19 protein-coding genes are annotated in these 22956 nt (G+C 72.4%); 8 read left to right on the top strand and 11 right to left on the bottom strand.

Translation table 11 applies throughout. The features are described from left to right. The first annotated feature begins 310 nt into the window (after positions 1–310). Positions 311–844 carry a peptidoglycan-binding domain-containing protein gene (locus L3078_RS28790; protein WP_239756820.1) on the top strand — a complete coding sequence of 178 codons (534 nt, stop codon included), beginning with the start codon at positions 311–313 and terminating at the stop codon, positions 842–844. Positions 845–921: 77 nt separating this feature from the next. Here L3078_RS28790 and L3078_RS28785 read toward each other — a convergent pair whose 3' ends face one another. The 3 genes from L3078_RS28785 to L3078_RS28775 form a co-directional block, all read right to left on the bottom strand. Next, the gene (locus L3078_RS28785; protein WP_239756819.1) at positions 922–1425 is read right to left on the bottom strand and encodes a helix-turn-helix domain-containing protein; all 504 of its coding nucleotides are present in this window, start codon (positions 1423–1425) and stop codon (positions 922–924) included. A gap of 464 nt (positions 1426–1889) precedes the next feature. After that, positions 1890–2408: a DUF3017 domain-containing protein gene (locus L3078_RS28780; protein ID WP_338059574.1), complete on the bottom strand. Its 519-nt coding sequence runs from the start codon at positions 2406–2408 to the stop codon at positions 1890–1892. A gap of 316 nt (positions 2409–2724) precedes the next feature. After that, complete coding sequence (locus tag L3078_RS28775) at positions 2725–3579, bottom strand: bifunctional methylenetetrahydrofolate dehydrogenase/methenyltetrahydrofolate cyclohydrolase (RefSeq protein ID WP_239756817.1); 855 nt, start codon at positions 3577–3579, stop codon at positions 2725–2727. A gap of 283 nt (positions 3580–3862) precedes the next feature. Here L3078_RS28775 and L3078_RS28770 point away from each other — a divergent pair, with 283 nt between their 5' ends. After that, positions 3863–4441 carry a hypothetical protein gene (locus L3078_RS28770; protein ID WP_239756816.1) on the top strand — a complete coding sequence of 193 codons (579 nt, stop codon included), beginning with the start codon at positions 3863–3865 and terminating at the stop codon, positions 4439–4441. Between the two features lie 81 nt (positions 4442–4522). Here the strand turns inward: L3078_RS28770 and L3078_RS28765 are convergent, their stop codons facing one another. Next, a complete protein-coding gene (locus L3078_RS28765) occupies positions 4523–4894 on the bottom strand; it encodes a peptidase inhibitor family I36 protein (protein ID WP_239756815.1) in 372 nt (123 codons plus the stop codon). Between the two features lie 239 nt (positions 4895–5133). Between L3078_RS28765 and L3078_RS28760 the strand changes: the two genes are divergently transcribed. The 4 genes from L3078_RS28760 to L3078_RS28745 all read left to right on the top strand — a co-directional run bounded on the left by L3078_RS28760 (position 5134) and on the right by L3078_RS28745 (position 10326). Next, positions 5134–5871, top strand: coding sequence for an FHA domain-containing protein (locus L3078_RS28760; RefSeq protein WP_239756814.1), 738 nt, complete (start codon positions 5134–5136; stop codon positions 5869–5871). Beyond that, positions 5868–7235, top strand: a complete 1368-nt coding sequence (locus L3078_RS28755; RefSeq protein ID WP_239756813.1) for a protein kinase domain-containing protein — start codon at positions 5868–5870, stop codon at positions 7233–7235. Before L3078_RS28760 ends, L3078_RS28755 begins: the two co-directional genes overlap by 4 nt. A 154-nt stretch (positions 7236–7389) precedes the next feature. Next, positions 7390–8037, top strand: a complete 648-nt coding sequence (locus tag L3078_RS28750) for a M23 family metallopeptidase (RefSeq protein WP_239756812.1) — start codon at positions 7390–7392, stop codon at positions 8035–8037. Between the two features lie 177 nt (positions 8038–8214). Next, positions 8215–10326 (top strand): protein kinase domain-containing protein, encoded by a 2112-nt coding sequence (locus L3078_RS28745; RefSeq protein WP_239756811.1) that lies wholly within the window; start codon positions 8215–8217, stop codon positions 10324–10326. Between the two features lie 141 nt (positions 10327–10467). On the opposite strand, the gene purH is transcribed toward L3078_RS28745, so the two are convergent. After that, complete coding sequence (gene purH, locus L3078_RS28740; protein WP_239756810.1) at positions 10468–12033, bottom strand: bifunctional phosphoribosylaminoimidazolecarboxamide formyltransferase/IMP cyclohydrolase; 1566 nt, start codon at positions 12031–12033, stop codon at positions 10468–10470. Then, the gene (gene purN, locus L3078_RS28735; protein ID WP_239756809.1) at positions 12030–12659 is read right to left on the bottom strand and encodes a phosphoribosylglycinamide formyltransferase; all 630 of its coding nucleotides are present in this window, start codon (positions 12657–12659) and stop codon (positions 12030–12032) included. The genes purH and purN overlap by 4 nt, the downstream gene beginning before the upstream one ends. A gap of 426 nt (positions 12660–13085) precedes the next feature. On the opposite strand from purN, the gene L3078_RS28730 reads away from it, so the two are divergent. Continuing rightward, positions 13086–13877 carry a hypothetical protein gene (locus tag L3078_RS28730; RefSeq protein WP_239756808.1) on the top strand — a complete coding sequence of 264 codons (792 nt, stop codon included), beginning with the start codon at positions 13086–13088 and terminating at the stop codon, positions 13875–13877. Between the two features lie 24 nt (positions 13878–13901). Here the strand turns inward: L3078_RS28730 and L3078_RS44790 are convergent, their stop codons facing one another. Then, on the bottom strand, positions 13902–16565 hold the full coding sequence (locus L3078_RS44790) for a cell division protein PerM (RefSeq protein ID WP_338059530.1): 2664 nt from the start codon (positions 16563–16565) through the stop codon (positions 13902–13904). Between the two features lie 84 nt (positions 16566–16649). Here L3078_RS44790 and L3078_RS28720 point away from each other — a divergent pair, with 84 nt between their 5' ends. After that, entirely contained in the window at positions 16650–17630 is a 981-nt protein-coding gene (locus L3078_RS28720) for a SigE family RNA polymerase sigma factor (RefSeq protein WP_420864113.1), read from the top strand. A gap of 96 nt (positions 17631–17726) precedes the next feature. On the opposite strand, the gene sucD is transcribed toward L3078_RS28720, so the two are convergent. The 4 genes from sucD to L3078_RS28700 all read right to left on the bottom strand — a co-directional run bounded on the left by sucD (position 17727) and on the right by L3078_RS28700 (position 22831). Further along, a complete protein-coding gene (sucD, locus tag L3078_RS28715) occupies positions 17727–18611 on the bottom strand; it encodes a succinate--CoA ligase subunit alpha (RefSeq protein WP_086804565.1) in 885 nt (294 codons plus the stop codon). A 21-nt stretch (positions 18612–18632) separates the two neighbouring features. Then, positions 18633–19811: an ADP-forming succinate--CoA ligase subunit beta gene (sucC, locus tag L3078_RS28710; RefSeq protein WP_217176882.1), complete on the bottom strand. Its 1179-nt coding sequence runs from the start codon at positions 19809–19811 to the stop codon at positions 18633–18635. Between the two features lie 650 nt (positions 19812–20461). Then, positions 20462–21421, bottom strand: coding sequence for a hypothetical protein (locus L3078_RS28705; RefSeq protein WP_239756806.1), 960 nt, complete (start codon positions 21419–21421; stop codon positions 20462–20464). A 243-nt stretch (positions 21422–21664) separates the two neighbouring features. Further along, a complete protein-coding gene (locus tag L3078_RS28700) occupies positions 21665–22831 on the bottom strand; it encodes a VWA domain-containing protein (RefSeq protein WP_239756805.1) in 1167 nt (388 codons plus the stop codon). Between the last annotated feature and the right edge of the window lie 125 nt (positions 22832–22956).

The raw sequence follows: 22956 nt of genomic DNA, 5'->3' as shown, positions 1-22956 counted from the left end.
TTCCGCGAAAAGGGGCGCGCGGGAGCATTTCGGACCTGCACACGCGCCGTCGCACGCCCCCCAACGGTCTGAGGTCCAGTGTCCCACCGACATCCCGGATTTCCGGACGAAATCACAGGTCCAGGCACGGGACGTCCCGGGCCATCCCAAATGCCCACGTTAGCCCTGGTGTCGGGCTGGGCGACCGCACATCCTCAAATATGTCAACACATCGACACAACGACCACACAGGCGCGGTCAGCGGTCACCGACAGATCAACGCCTGAACGGGTCGACGCGTCAACAGGTCAACGGGGACCAGGGGGATCACATGCAATTCAAGGCCAGGCTGCTGCTCGCGGCCGTCGCCGTGACGGCCTCGGCCGGGCTCGCGCTCGGCACCGCCGCTCCGCTCGCCACGGCTTCCGAGCCGCACGTCGTCGACGGCTCCGGTGCCGCGTACAACGACTGGGGCGACGAGGGCACGCTGTCCGTCAACTCGCACGCCAAGAGCAACGCGACGCGGCTGTGGCAGAGCGTCCTGTACGCAGACGGCGCCAAGTGGAAGGACTCCAGCGGCAATCTGCACACGTTCACCGCGTGGGACATCGACGGGATCTTCGGCTGGAAGACCCGCTCGGCGACCAAGTACTGGCAGGCGCAGGAAGACCTGGAGGACGTCGACGGGATCGTCGGCAAGGAGACCTTCGGTCAGGCCGACGGCTTCCTCGACGGACCGTACGGCGACGGCAAGGTGACGTACGCGGGCCTGGCGCACGGGGTGGACTTCAAGCGCCTCGACGGGGACTACTACGTCAGGATCGGCTCGAAGTGGAAGGTCGCCGCGTACGACTGGCGCGGCTGAGGGTCCGGCCGGCGCCGACCGGTGACGGCGCGTCCTGCGCCGACGCGTCACCGGGGGCCGGCCGTCGATGGGGGTCGTCACGCCAGGGTGACGGCCCCTATCAGCGCGGCGGCGACGAGGATGAGGGCGGTCAGGACGGCGAGGGCCGCGTACAGCGCGATGCGGCCGGGCGGGCGGGGGGCCGGTTCGTCGGCGGGGGTGTCCCACCAGGGGAGCGTGGGGTCGTCCTCGTACGCCTCCGCTCTGTCCTCCCCCTGCTCCCCCGCTGCTCGGGGGTCGGTCGGCTGGGACGGCGGCACCGTCTGCGGGGCCGGGCGCGGCCAGGCCCGTAGAGCCAGTTCCCGGAGCGCCCCGAACCGTGCGGCGTCCTCCCCCGCGACCCGGCACAGGGCCACGACCGCCTGCCGGGGCGGGGGCTGGGTGCCGTTCAGGTACCGCTGCCAGGAGGACTTGCTGTACGCGGTGCGCGCGCCGAGCGCGACGAGACTCAGTCCCGTGCGGTCCTTCAGCAGGCGTAGCTGCTCGACGAAATGCTGCACCTCCGGGGGGAGTTCGTCCGGCAGCGGCTGCCAGGCGCTCATCGGGCTGCCTCCTCGGCTCGAGGGCGGGTCTGAGCAGGTGACGACGGTCGTGGGTGCACCGGTTCCCACCAGTACGGGCGTCGGAGCCGCGGCGTTCGGACAGAGCGCCGGGGTGTTCTGGAGTGGTGCGGAGTGACAGGGGCGGCCTGGTGAGGCGAAGCGAAGAACTCGAGGAGGGGCGCGTGAGAACGGCCCCCGCGCGCCGGTGGGACAGGCCGGGATGTCAGGCCGGTGATGACCTGCCCCGGCGATGACGCGGCGGGATGACATCCGGGTGTCGGCGCCGTGGCTCGATGCGGACACCTTGGCGGAATGGTCACTTCCGTGCCACAGCGGCCTGACAGGTGTTGAACAGGGAGTTCGCCGTGCAGGAACGTGGAACGCGACGGCGGGCCGTCCTTACTCGGGGGAGGGGACGGACCGCCGTCGCTTTCTGTCGGGGACCGGGCGAGGCGAGGAAGGCCTCAGCCCGTCTCCTCGTCGCCCACCGTGAAGTGCAGCGTGTCCTTGAGGAACGGGATCTCCAGCCACGGCTTGGGCTGCGCCATCAGGGCGAGCAGCACGATGGCGGTGCCGAGGACGATGTACGTGGCCATGTCGGTGAAGCGGGAGCGGACGGCGAGCATGCCGACGTCCCGGACGGCCCAGCGCAGCGCGGCGCCGCCGAGCATCGCGGCGCCGATCAGGATGGTGCCGAGTCGGAACGCGTCCAGCGCGGTGAGCAGCAGCCCGAGGCCCACGGTGCTCAGTACGACGAGGATCGGCCACTGCCGGACGGGGGCAGGCGCCTCGCGCGGCGCCGCCCGGCCCCCGCCCTCGGGCCGCGCGGTGTCCTTGGTGAACATCGGAAACCGCCGCGTACCACGCACGGGCTTCCCGTCGGCATCGGGCACGCTGATGTGGTCCCGCACCTCGATCTCATCTGCGGCCCCGCCCGACTCCCGAAGGCCCTCGGCCTCACCGGCCCCGGCAGCCTGGGGCACCTCGCCGACCTCGGTGGCCTCGCCAGCCCTGCCAGCCCCGCCAGCCCCGGAAGCCTTGTCGGCACCGGTGGCCTCGCCAGCCTCGATCGCCTCGTCGGCCCCGGTGGCCTCACCGGCCCCGGTCGCCCCGGTCGTTTCGGTCGTCCTCGGCATCTGTGCCCTCTCCGGTGTCGCCGGCCCGTCGCTCGCGCCGCCCGCGCGCTGCGACGTGGCGGTTTCGACCGCTGTGTTCCCGGGGCCGGCGTCGGCCGGCGCCCCGAGCGGCTCAGGCCGGTCGGAGGCCCCCGGCGGTCCCGATGTCCCCTCCGGCCTGTCGTCAGCCGACACTGCGCTCCGCCGCCTCGACCACATTGACGAGCAGCTGGGCGCGGGTCATGGGCCCGACGCCCCCGGGGTTGGGGGAGATCCAGCCGGCCACCTCGGCCACACCCGGGTGGACATCTCCGACGATCTTGCCCTCGGCGGAGCGGGAGACACCGACGTCGAGAACGGCGGCGCCCGGCTTCACGTCCTCGGGCCGGACCAGGTGGGCCGAGCCGGCCGCCGCGACGATGATGTCGGCGCGCTTGAGGTGCGCGGCCAGATCGCGCGTGCCGGTGTGGCACTGGGTCACCGTCGCGTTCTCGCTGCGCCGGGTCAGCAGCAGCGGCATCGGACGGCCGATGGTGACACCGCGCCCGACGACCACGACCTCGGCACCCTTGATCTCGACGCCGTACTGGCGGAGCAGGGTGAGGACACCGTTCGGGGTGCAGGGCAGCGGCGCGGGCTCGTTCAGGACGAGGCGCCCGAGGTTCATCGGGTGGAGGCCGTCCGCGTCCTTGTCGGGGTCCATCAGTTCGAGGACGCGGTTCTCGTCGATGCCCTTGGGCAGCGGCAGCTGCACGATGTAGCCGGTGCAGGCGGGGTCCTCGTTGAGTTCCCGCACCACCGCCTCGATCTCCTCCTGCGTCGCGGTCGCGGGCAGCTCGCGCTGGATGGAGGCGATGCCGACCTGCGCGCAGTCGCGGTGCTTGCCCGCCACGTACTTCTGGCTGCCGGGGTCGTCCCCGACCAGGATCGTGCCGAGTCCGGGCGTGACGCCCTTCTCCTTCAGCACCGCCACGCGGGCGGTCAGATCGGACTTGATCGCGGCTGCGGTGGCCTTGCCATCGAGAATCTGGGCGCTCATGGCCCCAATCTTCGCGGATGACCGGCGCCGGGTTCCAATCCGGTCACCAGGCGGACGCTTTCCGACCCGTTCCGAGCCGGATCGCCCGCCCCGCCGGACAAGATCGGATGTGTTGCACTTGCACAACACCCGGCGAATCTCCCTGGACATCCGGGCGGGCATATAAAACGATTGGGACACAGTGCCGCGGGCACTGCCGGGGGGCGTGACCACTTCATTAGCGCAGGGCATTCCTCCGACCCGTGCCGCGCGTCCCCGCACCAGGCAACGGAGGAAACCCCGCATGAGCTTCGGCGACCCGAACAACCCGTACGGCCAGCCCCAGCAGCAGCCGCCCGCCCAGGGCTACGGCTACCCGCAGCAGAACCAGCCCCAGCAGCCGGGCTACGGCTACCCGACCGCCCCGCCGGTCTCCCAGGGCTACGGCGGCTACCCGAACGCGCCCGAGACCATGCCCAGCACGGTGAACGCGGCCCGCATCATGCTCTGGGTCATCGTCGGCCTCCAGGTCGTCGGCGTGCTCCTCTACGGCATCGGCGCGATCGGCGTGGCGGCGGCCAGCGACAGCACCGAGGACCCGGCCCTCGCGGAGGCGCTGGGCAACATCCCCACCGGCCAGATGGTGGCGATCGCCGTCTTCGCGGTGGCGTGGCTCGTCTACGCGATCATGCTGGCCGTGAAGTTCAAGTCCGGCGGCAACGGCGTACGCGTCGCCGCGCTGGTCTTCGGCATCATCACCGCCGTCCTGGGCGTCTTCCCGTTCTTCCTGATCGGCCTGGTCCACCTGGTGCTGGGCATCCTGATCGCCGTCTTCGTCGGCAACGCCAACGGCAAGGCGTGGTTCAACCGCCCGCGCTACTGAGCGCGACCGAGCACCGAGCACCGAGCACCGAGCACCGAGAAGGGCCGTACCCCTCCTGTGGGGTACGGCCCTTCGGCGCGTTCACACCGGGCAGGTCCCGCCGGTCGGACGGGGCATCACGGAGCGGACGAAGCTGTCCTGGGTCCGTGTCTCGCCAGGACGGAGCAGGTAGCTGAAGGTGCCGATCACGCAGTAGTCGATGCTCGTTCTGTTGGTGGCCTCGGCGACCGGCACCGAGCCCAAGTGGGCCGTCACCCCTTGCGCTATGCGGAATATGCGGCCCGCTCCGTTCGGGTTCTCGGAGAGACACACGAACCCCTGCGGACACGGCACCACCACCACCGCCGCCTGTTGGGCGGCGACGGAGGTTCCCCCCATTCCCATACCGAGCGTGCCCGCGAGCACCGCGCCGACGGCCACCACCCGCCGTAAACGATTCAGCCTGTCGCGCATGACGGAACCTCCTGAGTCGAGAACGATGAGGCTGACCCCTCGACCCTCGCAGCGGAGCGCACGCCTCTGCACCGGGGTATCGGCCATTCCGCGTGCTCTCGCCACAGGCGACACGGAGGCGGAAGAGCGAGGAAGAACTGTTTCCTTCCGGAAACGCCGCATAAGCCGGACCTGGGGCGCTTGTCCACCCCTCCCCGTACCGTGACGCGTCCATGTCTGCCTCGGGGGAGGAAACAGTCATGCACAGCATCATCGTCGTGCCCATGGCCGGAGTGCGTCCCGGCGAACAGGTCCGACTCGCACCCGGCGAGTCCCTGCCCTTCGGCCGTACGCGGCGGCCGGGCACCCCGCATCTGACCATTCCGCACGAGGGCGTGTCCCGGGAGGCCGGGGAGATCACGGCCACGGGCGCCTACTGGACGCTCAGCAATCTGAGCCGCGCGCAGACGTACGTCGTGGAGAACCCGGAGGGCGCCGGCGAACACATCAAGGTCGCGCCGGGGCGGCTGGACGCGCCGGTGCCGTTCGAGTTCTCGCGAGTGGTGCTGCCCGCGGCCAACGAGCTGCTCAGCTTCGACGTCTGGGCCCCGCGCCACGACTTCCTCGACCAGGCCGGTCCCCGCGACGGCTCGCCCACCGCGTCCGCGTTCCCGCTCGACCGGGGCAAACGGTACTTCCAGGTGCTGGCCGCCCTGTGCGCCCCAAGGCTGCGCGGCGAACCGCACGCCGCGCTCGCCACCACCGACGAACTGGTCGAACTGCTGCGCCCCAGCTGGCCGTCGGTGTCCCGCACCGCCGTGCAGTGGAACATCGACTACCTGGCCGTCAAGCTGCGGCTGAAGCCGGCCCCGGACTCCGCGCCGCCCGGCGGCGCCCGCCTCAACGGCAAGAAGGACCGCCTGGTCTCCCTGGCCCTGCGCTTCGACCTGGTCCGCGAGTCCGACCTGGCCCTGCTGAAGGGCGGTGCGGGCCGATGAGCGCCCAGGAGACGTACGCCGTGCCGGTGCCGAAGGGGTACCGCGTCGGCGTCTGGGAGATCCGTGAGCCGCTGGCCTCGGGCGCCTTCGGGACGGTGTACGCCGCCAGGCGCACGGAACCGGCCGAGGGGCTGCCCGACGAGGCCGCCCTGAAGTTCCACCCCACCGGCACCCGCACCCCGCGCCAGCTGCGGCACCTCCAGGAACTCGCCGAGCGCGAGAAGGAGTTGCTGCTCCGACTGCGCCGTCCGCGCCTGATCCGCATGTACGAGACGCTCACCGTGGACGACCCGTCGGACCCGCTGCTCGACGGCGCCTCCGTCCTCGTACTGGAACGCGCCGAGGGCTCCCTCGACCAGTTCATCGACCAACTGGCCGCACGGGCGCGGGGACAGCGGGCCGTCGCCCTGCCGGGCGGGCCCTCGCTCCTCGCCCAGATCTGCGAGGGCATCGCCCACCTCCACCACGCGGGCTGGGTGCACGGCGACCTCAAGCCCGCCAACGTGCTGCTGATGGCGGACGGTTCGGTACGGCTCGCCGACTTCAACCTGGCCGCCGAACTGGAGGGCACCCACGCCTACTCCCCGGCGTTCACCACCCCCGACTACACCCCGCCCGAGCTGCTCTGGGCCGAGGTCGGCGAGCACGGGCACCGGACCCGGCCGACCGCCGACATCTGGGCCTTCGGTGTCCTCGCCCACCTCGTCCTGACCGGCGGCCCGCCCTTCCCGGGTGCCACCCCGCCCGCCCGACGGGACGCGGTGCTGCGCTACGCCAGCGGCCGGGAGGAGCTACGGCTCTCCCCCGAACTGCCCGAATCCTGGCGGCAGATCGTCACCGACTGCCTGGCCCCGACCCACGCCGCTCGCGCCCCGCACACCGCGTCGTCCCTGCTCCGCCGTGTCGAGACGGCGGCCGGGGCGGCACGCTCCCCACGGCTCCCCCGCCTCAGGCCGAGGCGCGGCCCCCACCCGGCCCTCCTCGGCGGACTGGCCGCGCTCACGGTCGTGTCCCTCGCCACGGCCGGCCTGCTGGCCCTGCGCGAACCCGCCCCGCAGGGCTACGAGCGCTGCGACCGGGGTGACGTCTGCTTCTTCACCGAGGCGAACGGGCAGGGCGAGATGTGCGCCTGGTACGAGTACGACGACGACTGGCTCGGCGGGATCATCACCTGCGACTGGGCGAAGGACACCAGGCCCAGGTCGGTCTTCAACAACGGCTACTCCGGCGACCCGCACGCCGACGTCGAGCTCTTCCGCGAGCCGAACCGCGAGGAACCGTTCGGCTGTGTCCAGGAGAACGCCAAGGTCGACTACCCCGACGGCCTGGTGCTCCGCTCCCACGAATGGGTGGAGTCGTGCTGACCCTATGACCTCCGAGGTACCGGGGAACGGTCCGCACGCGGATGCTTGAGGCGTTCACAGCGAACACCCATCAGCAAACAGCGAACAGCGAACAGCGAAGACCCGAGAACACCACGGGGATGACGGGGAAACGGGGAAAACGATGACAACGAAGATGACGGCGACAACGGCGACGACGGCGGCGACGACAACCGCCGCTGCCAAGCCCGCGCGGCGCAGGACGGCCGTCGCGCTCGCCGCGACCGCCGTGGCGCTCTCCTTCGGCCTGGCGGCCGGGGGTTCGGCCGCCGCCGCACCGACGTCCGCGTCCGCGGCGGGTGAGGTGGCCGCGGCGGCCAAGCCGAAGTTCCAGATGCCGTTCCAGTGCAACACGCACTGGCGGATCGACACCTGGGGTCACAACCCGGCCATCGACATGGTGGTGAAGGGGAACACCGGCTCCTCCGGGAAGCCCGTCTACCCCGGTTACAAGGGCAAGGTCGTCAAGGCCTACAAGGACTCCGGCGCCGGCAACATGATCATCATCAACCACGGGGGCGGCTGGTACACCGCGTACTACCACCTGAAGGACAGCGCCACCAAGTACGTCAAGGTGGGCCAGACCGTCGGCGCGAAGAAGCAGATCGGTCGCGTCGGCGCCACCGGCAAGAACAGCGGCAACCACGCCCACCTGCACTACGAGCAGCGGTACCGGACCAACGGGATCCCGACCGAGAAGCACCGCAAGCCGGTGCACTTCAACGGCAAGTCGTACACGGGCAGCGGCAAGACGTGGAAGGACGTCACCAGCAAGAACTGCTGATCGAACCCGCCGCCGACACGCGCGGCGCTCGGAGAACTCCACTCGGAACGGCCCGCCGGACCAACTCCGGCGGGCCGTTCGCCGTTTCGCCTGCACGGTAGTCTCTCGTCAACTCCTGTTGCCCATGGGACCGTTGAGGCAGCGCACGACCAGAGAGAACACCACCCCGGGGGACCCATGTCAGACCAGCGGCCCGGACCGCCGCCGCCCTCCACGGCGTCGGGTGACGCCTCGCTGGAGCTGACCGGCGCGACCCCGCTGCGGCCGTCGGACCCCGCGCGCCTCGGTCCGTACGTACCGCTCGGACTGCTCGGCAGCGGCGGAATGGGCCGGGTGTACCTGGCGCGGCCGGCCGACGACGGCCCCGGGCTCGCCGCGGTGAAGGTGATCCGGCCGGAGTACGCCGAGGACACGGAGTTCCGGCGCCGGTTCCAGCGCGAGGCGGGCGTGCACGACCGGATCCGTACGCCGTACGCGCCCCGCCTGCTCGGCACCGGCTTCGAGCCCGAGGACGAGCACGGGCGCGAACTCCTCTGGATGGCCACGGAGTATCTGCCGGGCCTCAACCTCACGGACGCGGTCCGCGACTGCGGCACGCTGCCGCCCGCCGCGGTCTGGCGTCTGGTCGGCGAACTCGGCCGTGCGCTGTCGGCCCTCGCGGCGGCGGGGGTGGTCCACCGCGACCTCAAGCCCTCCAACGTCCTGCTCTCCGCCGACGGCGTCCACCTCATCGACTTCGGCATCTCGCAGGCGGTGGACAGCAGCGCGATCACGACCACCGGGAGCCGGGTGGGCACGCCCGCGTATATGTCGCCCGAGTACCTGAGGGACGGCCGCTGCGACTCCGCCTCGGACGTCTTCTCCCTCGCCGGGACCCTCGTGTACGCCGTCACCGGCCACGCCCCGTTCGGCGACGGCACCGGCGTCGACGTCATGCACCGGGTCGCCTTCGAGGATCCCAAGCCGGCGCTGATGTCCGAACTGGCCTCGGCCGACCCGGCCCTGGCCGCGCTCCTCACCGCCTGCCTCGCCAAGAACCCGGCCGACCGCCCCACCCCCGCCCACCTCACCGAGGCCGCCCCCGACACCGGCCGCCCCTGGCCCGACCCCCTCGACTCCCGTCTCCTCGCCCGCCGGCAGTCCTGCACGTCACTGGCCCGCGCCACCGCCCTGGAGACGGCCCACCTCCGTCTCCCGACCCACCGCGCCAGGACCTCGACCCCGACTCCGGCCCCAGCCCCGGGCTTCGGACCGGTCACACCGGCGGGGGCCGCGGAAGTAAGCGGGGCAGCGGGGGCAGCCGGGTCGGCTGGGTCGGCTGGGGTTCAGGCTCACGGGACAGCGGGTGCGCCGGGGACTCCCGAGACGTCCACACCCCACGTCCCGGGCAGTCACGCCGGGCCGCCGGGCGGTCCGTACGGAGGGCCCGCACCAGCCGGTACGTACGCAGCCTCCCCGCCTCCCGGTGCGTACGGGGCCCCGGCGCCCGCCGGGACGTACGGGCCCCCGATGTCGGCCACGGCCTACGGAGCCTCGGCGTCGGGCGGGGGCGGGGCGTACGGGTCGCACGCGCCGGCGCCCGGCTCGTACGGAGGGCCGCCGACCTCGGGCGGCGTTCAGGGGCCCACCGTCACCTCAGTGGCACCCCGGCGGCGGAGGGGGCCGTACTTCGTCGCCGTGGCCGCGTTGGCGATGTGCGCGGTGGCCGTGGGGGCGTACTTCGTCACCCGGGCGCCCGTCGAGGGCTCCGCGTCCGCCGCGCCGACCGCCGGTGCGAGCACGGCGCCCGACGGAGAGGCCGCGGCACCGCTGCCGGGGTCCTCCGACTCGCCCTCCCCCACCGCCGAGAAGAGCGAGGAGAAGGGGGACGGGGAGAGCCCGTCCGTGGGGCCCTCGCGGGCGACGGCCGACGCCACCCCCGACGACCCGGCCGATCCCACGCCCGGCACCGGAGGTTCCCCGGGCGGTGACGGTGACGGCGACACGGCGTCCACCCCCACCCAGGCCCCCACCAAGACCACGACGAAGCCCGCCACCCCCGCCTGGATCTCCCAGTGCACGTACTACTCCGGCACCGAACTCACCGACCGGGGCGACGAGGGCCAACGCGTCGTACAGGTGCAGTGCATGCTCCAGAAGCGCGGCTACGGCGTCGGCGGCTCGGGCGTGGACGGCAAGTTCGGCAAGGACACGGAGTCGGCGGTCAAGCAGTTCCAGAGCGCGAAGGGGCTGGAGGTGGACGGCCAGGTCGGGCCCAACACCTGGGCGGCGCTGCGCGGCACGACATAGCGGAGCGAGCGGTCCCCTGCCGCGACCGCAATTCGCAGCCGCAGCCGCAGCCGCAGCGAACGCGGACGAAGCGGGGCCCGTCGGCAGTCGTCCGACGGGCCCCGCGTACCGCGCTCTCGCAGGAGCGCCCCGTTGAGCGGCTCAGTGGAAGAAGTGCCGCGTCCCCGTGAAGTACATCGTGATCCCGGCCTTCTGCGCGGCCTCGACGACCAGCTCGTCACGGACCGAACCGCCCGGCTGGACGATGGCCTTGACGCCGGCCGCGCCCAGAACGTCGATGTTGTCCGGGAACGGGAAGAACGCGTCCGAGGCGACGTACGAGCCCCGCGCGCGCTCGGCGCCGGCCCGCTCGACCGCCAGCTTGCAGGAGTCGACGCGGTTGACCTGGCCCATCCCCACGCCCACCGACGCGCCGTCCTTGGCGAGCAGGATCGCGTTGGACTTCACCGCGCGGCAGGCCTTCCACGCGAACGCCAGCTCGGCCAGCTCGTCGGCGGAGAGGGCGTCACCGGTCGCGAGGGTCCAGTTCGCCGGGTCGTCCCCGTCGGCCTGGAGCCGGTCGGTCACCTGGAGCAGCGCACCGCCGTCGACCGGCTTGAGCTCGATCGGGGCGCCGGGCGCGCCCGGTGCCTTGAGCACGCGGATGTTCTTCTTCTTGGCGAGGGCCTCCAGGGCCCCCTCCTCGTAGTCGGGCGCGACGATGACCTCGGTGAAGATCTCCGCGACCTGCTCCGCCATCTCCTTGCTGACCGGCCGGTTGACGGCGATCACACCGCCGAACGCGGACAGCGGGTCACAGGCGTGCGCCTTGCGGTGCGCCTCGGCGACGTCGGCACCGACCGCGATACCGCAGGGGTTGGCGTGCTTGATGATCGCGACGGCCGGCTCGTCGTGGTCGTACGCGGCACGGCGCGCGGCATCCGTGTCCGTGTAGTTGTTGTACGACATCTCCTTGCCGTGCAGCTGCTCGGCCTCGGCGAGACCGCCGGTCCCCGAGACGTACAGCGCGGCGGGCTGGTGCGGGTTCTCGCCGTAGCGCAGGGTGTGCGCGCGCTCCCAGGTGGCCCCGAGGAAGTCGGGGAACTGCGAGTCGTCGGCGGGCGCGTAGGACGACGCGAACCAGGAGGCCACGGCGACGTCGTACGCGGCCGTGTGCTGGAAGGCCTCGGCCGCGAGCCGCTTGCGGGTAGTGAGGTCGAAGCCGCCGTCCTGGACGGCGTTCAGGACATCGGCGTACCGCGCCGGGCTGGTGACGACGGCCACCGACGGGTGGTTCTTGGCCGCCGCGCGGACCATCGAGGGGCCGCCGATGTCGATCTGCTCGACGCACTCGTCGGGGGTGGCGCCGGAGGCGACGGTCTCCCGGAACGGGTAGAGGTTCACGACGACGAGGTCGAAGGGCTCGACGCCCAGCTCGGCGAGCTGGCGCTGGTGGTCCTCCAGCCGGAGGTCGGCGAGGATGCCCGCGTGGACCTTGGGGTGCAGGGTCTTGACCCGGCCGTCCAGGCACTCGGGGAAGCCGGTGAGCTCCTCGACCTTGGTGACGGGGACGCCGGCGCCGGCGATCTTCGCGGCCGTGGAGCCGGTGGAGACGAGCTCGACACCGGCCGCGTGCAGCCCGCGCGCGAGGTCCTCGAGGCCGGTCTTGTCGTAGACGCTGACAAGCGCACGGCGAATGGCCCGCTTGGCGTTGCTCTCGGCGGTCACTGGATAACTACCTTTCGTCCCTCAATGCGATAGCCGTTGCGGGCGAGCCGCCCCACGACATCGACGAGCAGCCTTCGCTCGACTTCCTTGATGCGCTCGTGCAGCGCGCTCTCGTCGTCCTCGTCCCGGACCTCCACCACGCCCTGCGCGATGATCGGTCCGGTGTCGACGCCGTCGTCGACGAAGTGGACGGTGCAGCCGGTGACCCGGGCGCCGTACGCGAGCGCGTCCCGCACCCCGTGGGCCCCCGGGAAACTGGGGAGGAGGGCCGGGTGCGTGTTGACGAACCGACCGCCGAACCGCGCCAGGAACTCCTTCCCCACGATCTTCATGAACCCGGCGGAGACGACGAGATCGGGCTCGTACGCGGCGACGGCCTCGGCGAGCGCGGCGTCCCACTCCTCGCGGGTTCCGTGGTCCTTGACGCGGCAGACGAAGGTGGGCAGTCCGGCGCGCTCGGCGCGGGCCAGCCCCTCGATGCCGCCGCGGTCGGCTCCGACGGCCACGATCTCGGCGCCGTAGGCCTCGACGCCGGTCGTCGCGATGGCGTCCAGCAGCGCCTGGAGGTTGGTGCCGGATCCGGAGACCAGCACGACGAGGCGCTTGGCCACGGGCTTGGCGGCCACGGTGAGGCCCTTTCTACGGGTTCTGCGGAGACGTTCGGGTCCGCCGACGGCGCCGGTGCGTGCGGTGCACCTGCACACTTGTGCATTCATACGAATGCTTCGCGTCCCCCGATACGGGGAAGTCTACGAAGCGGCCGACCGTCAGCAACGATACCGGCACATCGGACGGCCCCCGTGGGACGGGGGCGTGGCCGGGAGGTAGCGTCTGCCAGGAGTGGGCTCGGGAACGCGGTCGGTGTGTGGGGCGTTCACGGAGTGACAGCTCATGCCCTACCAGTAGATCTCACCGCCGAGATCACGACTGGGTCCACCGCCGACGTTCACCGCAGACACATCGCAGACACACCACTGAGCCCACCGCACGACTTCACCACTGCCTCACCGCTGACTCATCGCCGTATTCACCAAGGGGAAGACGCACTCCTGATGCCGGACCGCAGCCTCCGCCTTCCTTCGCTCCTGCTGCGCGAGCGGAGTTCCTCGCCCACGCCTCCGCGCGAGAGCGAGGACACCCCCGAGCAGCCCGGGCAGTCCGGGCGGGGCCAAGGCTCAGGCTCCTCGGACGACAACCCGTTCGCGCCGCCGCCCGAGGGCGCGCCCGACCGGCCGTGGCAGCCGCGCCGGCCCGACGGCCGGGGGTCCGACGACGGAGCGGGGCGCGGTGGTGGTCACTCGCCGTGGGGCAGTCAGTGGAGCGACCGGCAGCCCGGCCGCTCGTCCGGCGGACACTTCGGTGAGCGTCCCGGTGGCCAGGGCGGACCGGGTGGGCCCGGCGGTCCCGGTCAGGGCCCCGAGGGCGGCCCGGGCAGCGGGTTGCGCTGGGACCCGACGGACCCCGCCCAGCGGCGCGCGCGGTACTCGCTGCTCTGCGGCATGTGGGCCTTCTTCTTCGCGCTGTTCGCCTGGCCGTACGTGGCCCTGCTGCTCGGTTCGCTGGCCGTGTACTGGGCGGTCAGCGCGCTGCGTGCCAAGCCGTCCACGCCGGATCCGTCCCGCCCGGCGCCCGTGCCGAGCGGTCGCCCCCAGCGGACGGCGGCCATCAGCGGCCTGGTGACCTCCTCGATCGCGCTCGCGATCGTCGCGATCACCTTCACGGCGCAGTTCGTCTACCGCGACTACTACACCTGCGTCGACGACTCCCTCACCACGGTCTCGGCCAAGTCCTGCAAGGACCTCCTCCCGGAGGGCCCGCTGCGGGAGGTACTGGGCGCGCAGTAACTCCCAGCACGCCGCCAGTCCCGGTCAGCCCGCCTCCCCGGCCTCGCCGCCCCTTGCCCCGCCCTCGCCCGACCCACCGAACCCGCCCTCAGAACCGGTGCCGGCCCTGCGGTCCGCCACCGCGTCGGACGACGGGCCGACCCCGATCCCGGGCACGGGACCGACGCCAGGTACCGGCCCGGCAGTTGGTGCGCCGCGGCCGGAGTCTGGCGCCAGGCCGGGGCGGGCTGCGGCGCCCAGGTCGGTGAGGGGGGCGGAGCCCGACGGACGCCCCGGGGGCGGGGTGGGGTTCGAGGTCAGGGTCGGTTTCGGGTTCGAGGTCGACTTGGGGCTCGCGGTCGGGTTCGGGGTCCGGGTCGGGTTCGCGTTCGAGGTCGGACTCGGGTTCGAGGTCGGGTTCGGGTTCGGGGTCCGGGTCGGGTCAGGACGACCGTCTTCGACTCGGGCCATCGACGCCTCGCGTAGGGCCGCCCAGCGGGCTTCGCGGGAAGCCGGGTCCCACACGGCCGGTGTCGCGGGAGCGGCGGCCCTTTGGGCGTACGGGTCGAGGGCGTCGTACGGCGCAACGGCCTCACCAGGGCCGTTTCCAGAGCCCAAGCGTCGACCGGAGCCAGAGCCAAAAGCGGGGGTGGGGCCAGGGTTGGGGCCAGAACCGAGCGCGGAGCCAGAGCCGGGTCCGGCGTCAGGGACGGCCCCAGAGCCAGCGCCGTGGACGGAACTGGCGACGGAGCCGGGGACGGGGCCACAGCCAGAGCCAGCGTCCGGGACGGTGTCGGGACCGACATCGGCGGAAGTGTTCCGGCCGACGGCTGTCGCAGGGGCGCTCGCGGCCCGCCGTTCAGGCGCCCGCGCCCCAGCCGCCCCTTCCCCATCGCTCTCAGCCCCCGGTGCCCCCTCCCCCGGGGCCTGGATCGCCCTCTTCCGTCCGGTCTCATCCTCAACCGCTCCCAGCCCCTCATCCCGCCCGCTCCCCACCGGCGCCTCCAGCACTCTCTCCCGCCCGATCTCGCCCGCCGGCTCCTCCACCGCCCCCTCCCGAACGGGCTCAGCCGCCGCCACTTCCAGTCCCTTCACCCGGCCGGTCTCAGCCCCAGCCATCCCCACTCCCTTGGCCAGCCCGGACTCCGCAGCCCCCGCCACCCCCACACCCTTGGCCCGCCCCGACTCAGCCCCCGCCACTCCCAGCGCCTCTCCCCGCCCGGGCTCGACCCCAGGCACCCCCACCGACCTCGACCGGCCGACGCCCCTCGCCCCCGGCACTCCCACCGCCGTCGACCCACCCGTCGGGTGGGCGGGAGGCGTGGGCTTGTGGTGGTGGGCTCGGGCCCAGCGGGCCGTCAGCGCCACCGGGACCCCGACCGCGCCCACCCACGCGCCGGCCGCGCCGCCCGCCCGCCACCACACGGGGCCGAAATCGGTGAGCGCGGCCACGCCCAGCGGGCCGCCGGCCAGGTGGGTGAGGAGCGCGAACGCGGCGGCGGTCAGCAGTGCGGCGAGGAGGGCCGCGGCCGCCGTACGCCACGCGGACCACGGCGCCGAACGGTCGGCGACGGCCCGCGCCGCGACGAACCACCCGACCGTCACCCCCGCGGCGAACGGCACCGCCCCCACCACCCAGTACACCGGCGCACCCCCACCCGCCGGAACGGCGGCGAGCAGCGGGAAGGACGGCAGGAAGGCGGCGGGGGCGGCCGCGCTCAGGGGCGCGACGGTGTGCCCGGCGCTCAGCACGAAGCCGGGGCCGAGCGCGTACGACGCCGCCCACAGCGCCGCGTTCGGGACGAGGGCGACGCACAGCAGCAGGACGGCGAACCGCCCGGACAGCCCTTCGGTGAGCTGGAGGAAGGAGTCACGGGTCGCCGCTCCGTGCCAGACCAGGGACACCGCCACCAACAGGGCGCCCCCACCGGTCAACACGAGCACACCCGCCCCGGCGGCCCGTCCGGCGGTCACCGCCAGTCGCCGCCGCGCTTTCGCCCCCGGACCACCCCCGAGGAGCGCGGGCAGGGGCAGCCGGGAGCGCCCGCGCGCCGCCCACACCCCCGTGCCCGCCGCGAGCGCCGCGAGGAGGGGTACGCAGAGCGCGGCCCACAGCCACGACGGCCGCAGCACGCCCCCGGAGGCGTACAACGTGACCACCGCGCCGACGGTCGCGTATCCGATGACCATCCCGGCCCAGGTCGCACGGGCGCTCACCCCGGAGCCGTCCCCCGCGTGGTCGCGGGCCGAACGGTGCAGCAGCACCACCGGCATCGCGAGCAGGAGGAGGGGGACGAGGCCGACCGGGGCGGGGGCGCCGGAGAGCGTGTCGGTGCGGACGAGTTCCACGCCGTGGGAGAGCAGCCACAGGGCCGCCGCCACGTGCAGCGCCCCACCGGGCCCGCTGTCCGGGTACGGCGAACTGATCCAGAGCACGGTCACGAGCGCGGTGAACACCGCACATCCGAGACCCGCCGCGAGGGCGCCTCCCAGCACCCCGGAGACGAGCTTGGACGACCGGCGGCGCGCCCGCCGCAGCAGCGGCGACAGCGGCGACCGCGGCGCCGACGAGTACAGGGACGCCGTCGACGTCCCCTGCCTCATGGGTGCGCCAGGTGCCGTGAAGGAGCCCGGCCAGCCGTGGTCGGAGGGGTGGCCCGGCCCCGTGGTCGGGTCGTTCGGGTCGGTCGCGTGCGTCACGTCGGCCATGCTCCCAACGACACGCGCTTTACCGGCGTAACAGACGTTTCCTGCACGTGTCGCCCAATATGTGCTTATGTGTTTTTTCGCGCGATGGTTGGTCCGACGGAGGTCCCTACGGCGGGAGGGGATCCGGTGACCGCGCCCGGGGCCGGGTGCGGAACCGGAACCGACGAGCCGTTCGCCCAGCGCGGGACCGAGTGGTACCAGCAACCCCTGGGCACCGACCCCGACACCGACACCGTCGATCCGGCGGCGGCCCCGGCCCGGCCCCGCCTGACGCCCGCCCAGGCCTTCGACGCGCTCTACGCCTACTGCGCCCCCACCCTCGTACAGCAGACCTATCTGCTCACCGGGCAGCGTCGGCTCGCGCGTGAGGCCGTGGAGCGCGCCTTCCAACTCGCCTGGCACCGCTGGCCGGAGGTGGCGGTCGACCGCGACCCGGCGGGCTGGGTGCGGGCGGCGGCCCACGACTACGCCCTCTCCCCCTGGCGCCGTCTGCTCCCCCGCCCCTTCCGGCACCGCGAACCACCGCCGGCCGACCCCACCGACCGTGCCCTGCTGAGCGCCCTCCTGGAACTACCGCCCCCGTACCGCCGGACCCTGCTCCTCTACGACGGCGTCGGCCTCGACCTGCCCGACACGGCCGCCGAGACGGAGGCCAGCACACCCGCCGCGGCGGGCCGCCTCCTCTACGCCCGCGCGACCGTCACCGCGCGCCTCCCCCAGCCGGTCGCCCCCGACGACCTCAACCGCCTCCTCGCCGCGCTTCCCTCCGACGTCCGCCCCGGCCCGACCAGGCCCCCCGCCCTGCGCGCCCGGGCCGACCTGCGCGCCCGGCGCTGGATCCACGCCGCGATCGCCTTCACCACCCTCCTCCTCACCACCACCGCCCTCACCCTCCACACCGCCCCCGACCACTACGAGCCCCCGGTCCCCCCGGGCACCCCGGTCCAGGGCGTCCCCCCGCGAGCGGCCCCCGGCCCCCTCTCCAAGACCGAACAGAAGCTCCGGGCCAAGCTGCGGTCGGAGGCGGCCGCCGGGCCGGAACGCCTGCACCCGGAGAGCCACTGAGGCGGCGACGCCGCCTCAGCGCATCCGGAGAACGCCAGTGGGCCCGCACCCCGAAAAACGGGGTACGGGCCCACAAAGGCTCGGCGGGGCCGAGGATCAGCCGTTGAGGATCTCGCGCGCGAGCTTCGCCGTCTCGGTCGGCGTCTTGCCGACCTTGACGCCGGCGGCCTCCAGGGCCTCCTTCTTGGCGGCGGCCGTACCGGAGGAGCCGGACACGATGGCGCCGGCGTGGCCCATGGTCTTGCCCTCGGGCGCGGTGAACCCGGCGACGTAACCGACGACCGGCTTCTTCACGTTGGCCTTGATGAAGTCGGCGGCACGCTCCTCGGCGTCGCCACCGATCTCACCGATCATCACGATCAGGTCGGTGTCGGGGTCGGCCTCGAACGCGGCGAGCGCGTCGATGTGCGTCGTGCCGATGACCGGGTCGCCACCGATGCCGACGGCCGAGGAGAAGCCGATGTCACGGAGCTCGTACATCATCTGGTACGTCAGCGTGCCGGACTTCGAGACCAGACCGATGCGGCCCGGCTTGGTGATGTCACCGGGGATGATGCCGGCGTTCGACTGACCGGGGGTGATCAGACCCGGGCAGTTCGGGCCGATGATCCGGGTCTTGTTGCCCTGCGACACGGCGTACGCGTAGAACGCGGCGGAGTCGTGGACCGCGATGCCCTCGGTGATGACGACCGCGAGCGGGATCTCGGCGTCGATGGCCTCGACGACGGCGGCCTTGGCGAAGGCCGGCGGTACGAAGAGGACGGATACGTTCGCACCCGTCTTCTCGATCGCCTCGGCGACGGTGCCGAAGACCGGGATCTCGGTGCCGTCGACGTCGACGGACGTGCCCGCCTTGCGGGGGTTCACGCCACCGACGATGTTCGTGCCGTCGGCCAGCATGAGCTTGGTGTGCTTCATGCCCGTGGCACCGGTCATGCCCTGGACGATGACCTTGCTGTCCTTGTTCAGGAAGATAGCCATGGCTGTTCTGTCCCTCTTCCCTTACTTCGCAGCCGCGAGCTCGGCGGCCTTGTCGGCCGCGCCGTCCATGGTGTCCACGCGCTGCACCAGCGGGTGGTTGGCGTCGGAGAGGATCTTGCGACCCAGCTCGGCGTTGTTGCCGTCCAGGCGGACGACGAGGGGCTTGGTGACTTCCTCGCCCTTGTCCTTCAGCAGCTGCAGCGCCTGCACGATGCCGTTGGCGACCTCGTCGCAGGCGGTGATGCCACCGAAGACGTTGACGAAGACGGACTTGACGTCCGGGTCGCCGAGGATGATCTCCAGGCCGTTCGCCATGACGGCGGCGGAGGCGCCACCGCCGATGTCGAGGAAGTTGGCGGGCTTGACGCCACCGTGGTTCTCACCGGCGTACGCGACGACGTCCAGGGTGCTCATGACGAGACCCGCGCCGTTGCCGATGATGCCGACCTCACCGTCGAGCTTGACGTAGTTGAGGTTCTTCTCCTTGGCGGCGGCCTCGAGGGGGTTCGCGGCCGCGTGGTCGACGAGCTCCTCGTGGTCGGGGTGGCGGAAGTCCGCGTTCTCGTCCAGGGAGACCTTGCCGTCGAGGGCGAGGACATCGCCGGAGGCGACCTTCGCCAGCGGGTTGACCTCGACGAGGAGGGCGTCCTCCTCGATGAAGGTCTTCCACAGGGTGACGAGGATGTCGGCGACCTTGTCGGCGACCTCGGCCGGGAAGTTGGCGGCCTCGACGATGCCGCGGGCGACCTCGGGGGTCACACCCACGTTGGCGTCGATCGGCGTCTTGGCGACGGCCTCGGGGCGGGTGGCCGCCACCTCCTCGATCTCCATGCCGCCCTCGACGGAGGCGATGGAGAGGAAGGTGCGGTTGGTGCGGTCGAGGAGGTAGGAGACGTAGTACTCCTCGACGATCTCCGGAGCGGTCTCGGCGATCATCACCTTGTGGACCGTGTGGCCCTTGATGTCCATCCCGAGAATGTCCGTCGAACGGGCGACGGCCTCGTCCGGGGTGGCGGCGAGCTTGACGCCGCCGGCCTTGCCTCGACCACCGACCTTCACCTGAGCCTTGACGACAGACTTGCCGCCCAGCCGCTCGGTGATCTCGCGCGCCGCCTCAGGCGTGTCGATGACTTCACCGGCCAGCACCGGTACACCGTGCTTGGCGAAGAGGTCCCTCGCCTGGTACTCGAACAGGTCCACGCGCTTCCGTCCCTATCAGTGATCGCGGTTCGTCTGATGCGTGGGCGTGCCGCGAAGGGCAACGTGACGTCCGCCGAGAGTCACAAGGGAGGCGCACACGGTGTCCGAGCGCGCGGCATGTCCGTCTCGCAGGTTATCGCTGCTTCCGGGAGCCCCCTAAATCGCGGGTCACACCTGAGCGGTGATACCTGTCACATGATGTCGCGCTCACTGGCACGGCGTGCCGCGCGTGCGGGACCTCACCGGACGGGGGTACGTCCGGTGAGGTCCCTGAGGGCCCTTCACCGACGTCGAAGGGCCCCGACGGGCGATCTCCTCCCCATGGGAGACCGACCGTCACCGCCCTCGGCATCCGCCCGGACCGGGCCGACGGCTTTCGGCCGTCCGGGGATCCGCCGGAGGGTCGGTCGACTGTGACCGCGTCTCCTACGGACGTAGCGGGCGCTACGGCGTAGGGGCGGCGCGGTACGCGAAAGGGATCGGGGTGACCTGTCGGAGTGACCTGTCGGGGTGCCTGGGGGCGGGAAGCGCGACCGGTGACACCGCGCTGCGCTGGGCGCCGGCGGTGCGGCGGCCGTGGTGGGCCCGCACCGAGCTACAGGTCTGCGCCACAAACCCGAGCTACAGGTCTGGGGGGTGGGAGACCGTCCCTAGCCGGGGAACTCGGGGATGTCCCGGTGCCGGTCCCGGGTCCCGTCCGCGGCGTCGGCCACGGGGGCGCCGGGCATGAGGCTCATCGGCGCCGAGGGGAGAGCGGCGACGGCGTGCGGCTCGGCGTGCCGCGGCCCGTGGTTGTCTACGGCGGAGTGCCGGCCGAGGGTGCCCGTCGGAAGACCGTCCGGGTTCTGCTGCGCGGGCACACGCACGCCGGGCGCGCTGTCGCCGTCCACGTCATCGGCGGCCGGGGCCGGAACCCGCACGACCGCCTGGCCATCGACAACGACCTTCGGCCCGTATGCGACGGAAGCCGGCCCTGAGGCCCGTCCGACGTCACGCCCACCGGCACCGTCCGAGACCGGGCCCGGCCTCTCGGCCTTCGTCGGCCCCGGCTCCTGCGGCACCGCACCGGCAGGCGCGGGCAAGGACTCCACCGGCAAGGTGTTCCCCACGGGCAGCTCGGGCAGCTCCGGCAACTCAGGAAGCCCCGGCACCCCCGGCAGCGACGGCAGGCTCACCGGCGGCAACTGCGACGTCACTCCGCCCAGCCCGTCGGTGACCGCCTCCACGAGGTCCCCCACCGGCACCACGACACCGTCGGTGACGGGCACCACGACGCTCTCGGCGACGGGCCGCACCACACTCTCGGTGACCGGCCGCACGACCGACCCGGCGACCTCGGTGACCGGCTGCGTCGCCTGCTCCGAGACCGGTCGCACCGCGCGCTCGGTGGCCGGCCCTGCGACGTGTTGTGTGACCTGTTGCGTGACGGTGGTCAGGAGAGGCCGCGACATCGGTGCCCCCTCCGCGGCGCTCGCCCGCTCCCCCCACAGAACGCCCAGCACGAACAGCCCGCCCACCAACAGCGCCACCCGCACCGGACGGCTCCCGGCGGCCCCGCGCACCACGCGCAGGACGGCACCGGTGCCGGGAAGCACGATCGCTGAGGTCAAGACGGACGATCCTCCGGTGCGGCGGAACGGCGGAGTACGGGGCGAAGATGCGCGAGATGCGAACACCCGTGTGAAGGGTGTGAAGTGTTGCCGATCCTCGCACGGGACGCCCGCCGTCGCGCAAGCCCCCTGTCACCGACGCGTTCTCATGTCCGCTTTTCAACCTCCCTTGTCCGATTACCGCTTACCGCTCACGGCGTGACGCACCCGGATCCGGCCACCGCCCCACGCGCTAACGTCGGCTCACACGGGGTCCGGTATCGGCAGCGGCCGCTTCTCGATCGCCGCCGCCATCACCTCCGGGAAGAGGTCGGGCGTACAGGCGAACGCCGGTGCGTCGAGCGCCGCCAGGGCCGCCGCGTGCTCGCGGTCGTACGCCGGCGCGCCCTCGTCGGAGAGGGCGAGCAGTGTCACGAACTGCACCCCCGACGCCTTCATCGCCGCCACCCGCTTCAGCATCTCGTCGCGTATGCCGCCCTCGTAGAGGTCGCTGATCAGCACGACCACGGTGTCCGCGGGCCGGGTGATCTGCGACTGGCAGTACGCCAGGGCCCGGTTGATGTCCGTGCCGCCGCCGAGTTGGGTGCCGAAGAGCACGTCGACCGGATCGTCGAGCTGGTCGGTGAGGTCGACGACGGCCGTGTCGAAGACGACGAGCCGGGTGCTGATGGACCGCATGGAGGCCAGCACCGCGCCGAACACGGAGGCGTAGACGACGGATGCCGCCATGGACCCCGACTGGTCGATGCAGAGGACGACCTCCTTCTTCACCGACTGCGAGGCCCGGCCGTATCCGATGAGCCGCTCGGGTACGACGGTCCGGTACTCCGGCAGGTAGTTCTTGAGGTTGGCCGCGATCGTGCGGTTCCAGTCGATGTCGTGGTGGCGCGGCCGGTTGACGCGGGCGCTGCGGTCGAGGGCGCCGGTGAGGGTGGCCCGGGTGCGGGTCGCGAGCCGCTTCTCCAGGTCCTCGACGACCTTCCGCACGACGGCCCGCGCGGTCTCCTTCGTCGTCTCCGGCATGGCCTTGTTGAGGGAGAGGAGGGTGCCGACGAGGTGGACGTCCGCCTCGACCGCCTCCAGCATCTCCGGCTCCAGCAGCAGCGCGGACAGCCCGAGCCGGTCGATGGCGTCCCGCTGCATCACCTGGACGACGGAGGAGGGGAAGTAGGTCCGGATGTCCCCGAGCCAGCGCGCCACGGACGGCGCCGACGCCCCGAGCCCCGCCGAACGGTGCTGCCCCGCCCCCGCATTGTCGCCCTTCCCGTACAGGGAGGTCAGCGCCTGGTCCATCGCCGCGTCCCGTCCCCCGAGCGCGCACCCGGTGCCGTCCGCCTCGGCCCCGCCGAGCACGAGCCGCCAACGTCGCAACCGCTCGGCGGCCACATCCGCCTCGGCCCCGGTCGTCATCGGCGCACCCCCGCACGGAACCGGACCCAGAGGGGCATCACCGTGACGGCCGTCGGACGGTCGCCCGAGCGCGGCCCGTGGCCGTGACCATGACCGGGTCCGTCCCGGCCGTCCATCGCTCCGGC

Source organism: Streptomyces deccanensis (assembly GCF_022385335.1).
In the GTDB taxonomy this organism is placed as follows: domain Bacteria; phylum Actinomycetota; class Actinomycetes; order Streptomycetales; family Streptomycetaceae; genus Streptomyces; species Streptomyces deccanensis.
The sequence above is the reverse complement of the archived record's forward strand: the minus strand, read 5'-3'. Positions and strand labels throughout refer to the sequence as shown.

Excerpts from the sequence above, each read along its gene's own strand:
- L3078_RS28765 (WP_239756815.1), bottom strand. The coding sequence starts at position 4,894 with ATGCGCGACAGGCTGAATCGTTTACGGCGGGTGGTGGCCGTCGGCGCG.
- L3078_RS28745 (WP_239756811.1), top strand. The coding sequence starts at position 8,215 with ATGTCAGACCAGCGGCCCGGACCGCCGCCGCCCTCCACGGCGTCGGGT.
- L3078_RS44790 (WP_338059530.1), bottom strand. The coding sequence starts at position 16,565 with ATGGCCGACGTGACGCACGCGACCGACCCGAACGACCCGACCACGGGG.
- L3078_RS28775 (WP_239756817.1), bottom strand. The coding sequence starts at position 3,579 with ATGAGCGCCCAGATTCTCGATGGCAAGGCCACCGCAGCCGCGATCAAG.
- sucD (WP_086804565.1), bottom strand. The coding sequence starts at position 18,611 with ATGGCTATCTTCCTGAACAAGGACAGCAAGGTCATCGTCCAGGGCATG.
- L3078_RS28700 (WP_239756805.1), bottom strand. The coding sequence starts at position 22,831 with ATGACGACCGGGGCCGAGGCGGATGTGGCCGCCGAGCGGTTGCGACGT.
- L3078_RS28790 (WP_239756820.1), top strand. The coding sequence starts at position 311 with ATGCAATTCAAGGCCAGGCTGCTGCTCGCGGCCGTCGCCGTGACGGCC.
- L3078_RS28730 (WP_239756808.1), top strand. The coding sequence starts at position 13,086 with ATGCCGGACCGCAGCCTCCGCCTTCCTTCGCTCCTGCTGCGCGAGCGG.
- L3078_RS28770 (WP_239756816.1), top strand. The coding sequence starts at position 3,863 with ATGAGCTTCGGCGACCCGAACAACCCGTACGGCCAGCCCCAGCAGCAG.
- L3078_RS28755 (WP_239756813.1), top strand. The coding sequence starts at position 5,868 with ATGAGCGCCCAGGAGACGTACGCCGTGCCGGTGCCGAAGGGGTACCGC.
- L3078_RS28750 (WP_239756812.1), top strand. The coding sequence starts at position 7,390 with ATGACGGCGACAACGGCGACGACGGCGGCGACGACAACCGCCGCTGCC.
- L3078_RS28785 (WP_239756819.1), bottom strand. The coding sequence starts at position 1,425 with ATGAGCGCCTGGCAGCCGCTGCCGGACGAACTCCCCCCGGAGGTGCAG.
- L3078_RS28720 (WP_420864113.1), top strand. The coding sequence starts at position 16,650 with ATGGTTGGTCCGACGGAGGTCCCTACGGCGGGAGGGGATCCGGTGACC.
- L3078_RS28760 (WP_239756814.1), top strand. The coding sequence starts at position 5,134 with ATGCACAGCATCATCGTCGTGCCCATGGCCGGAGTGCGTCCCGGCGAA.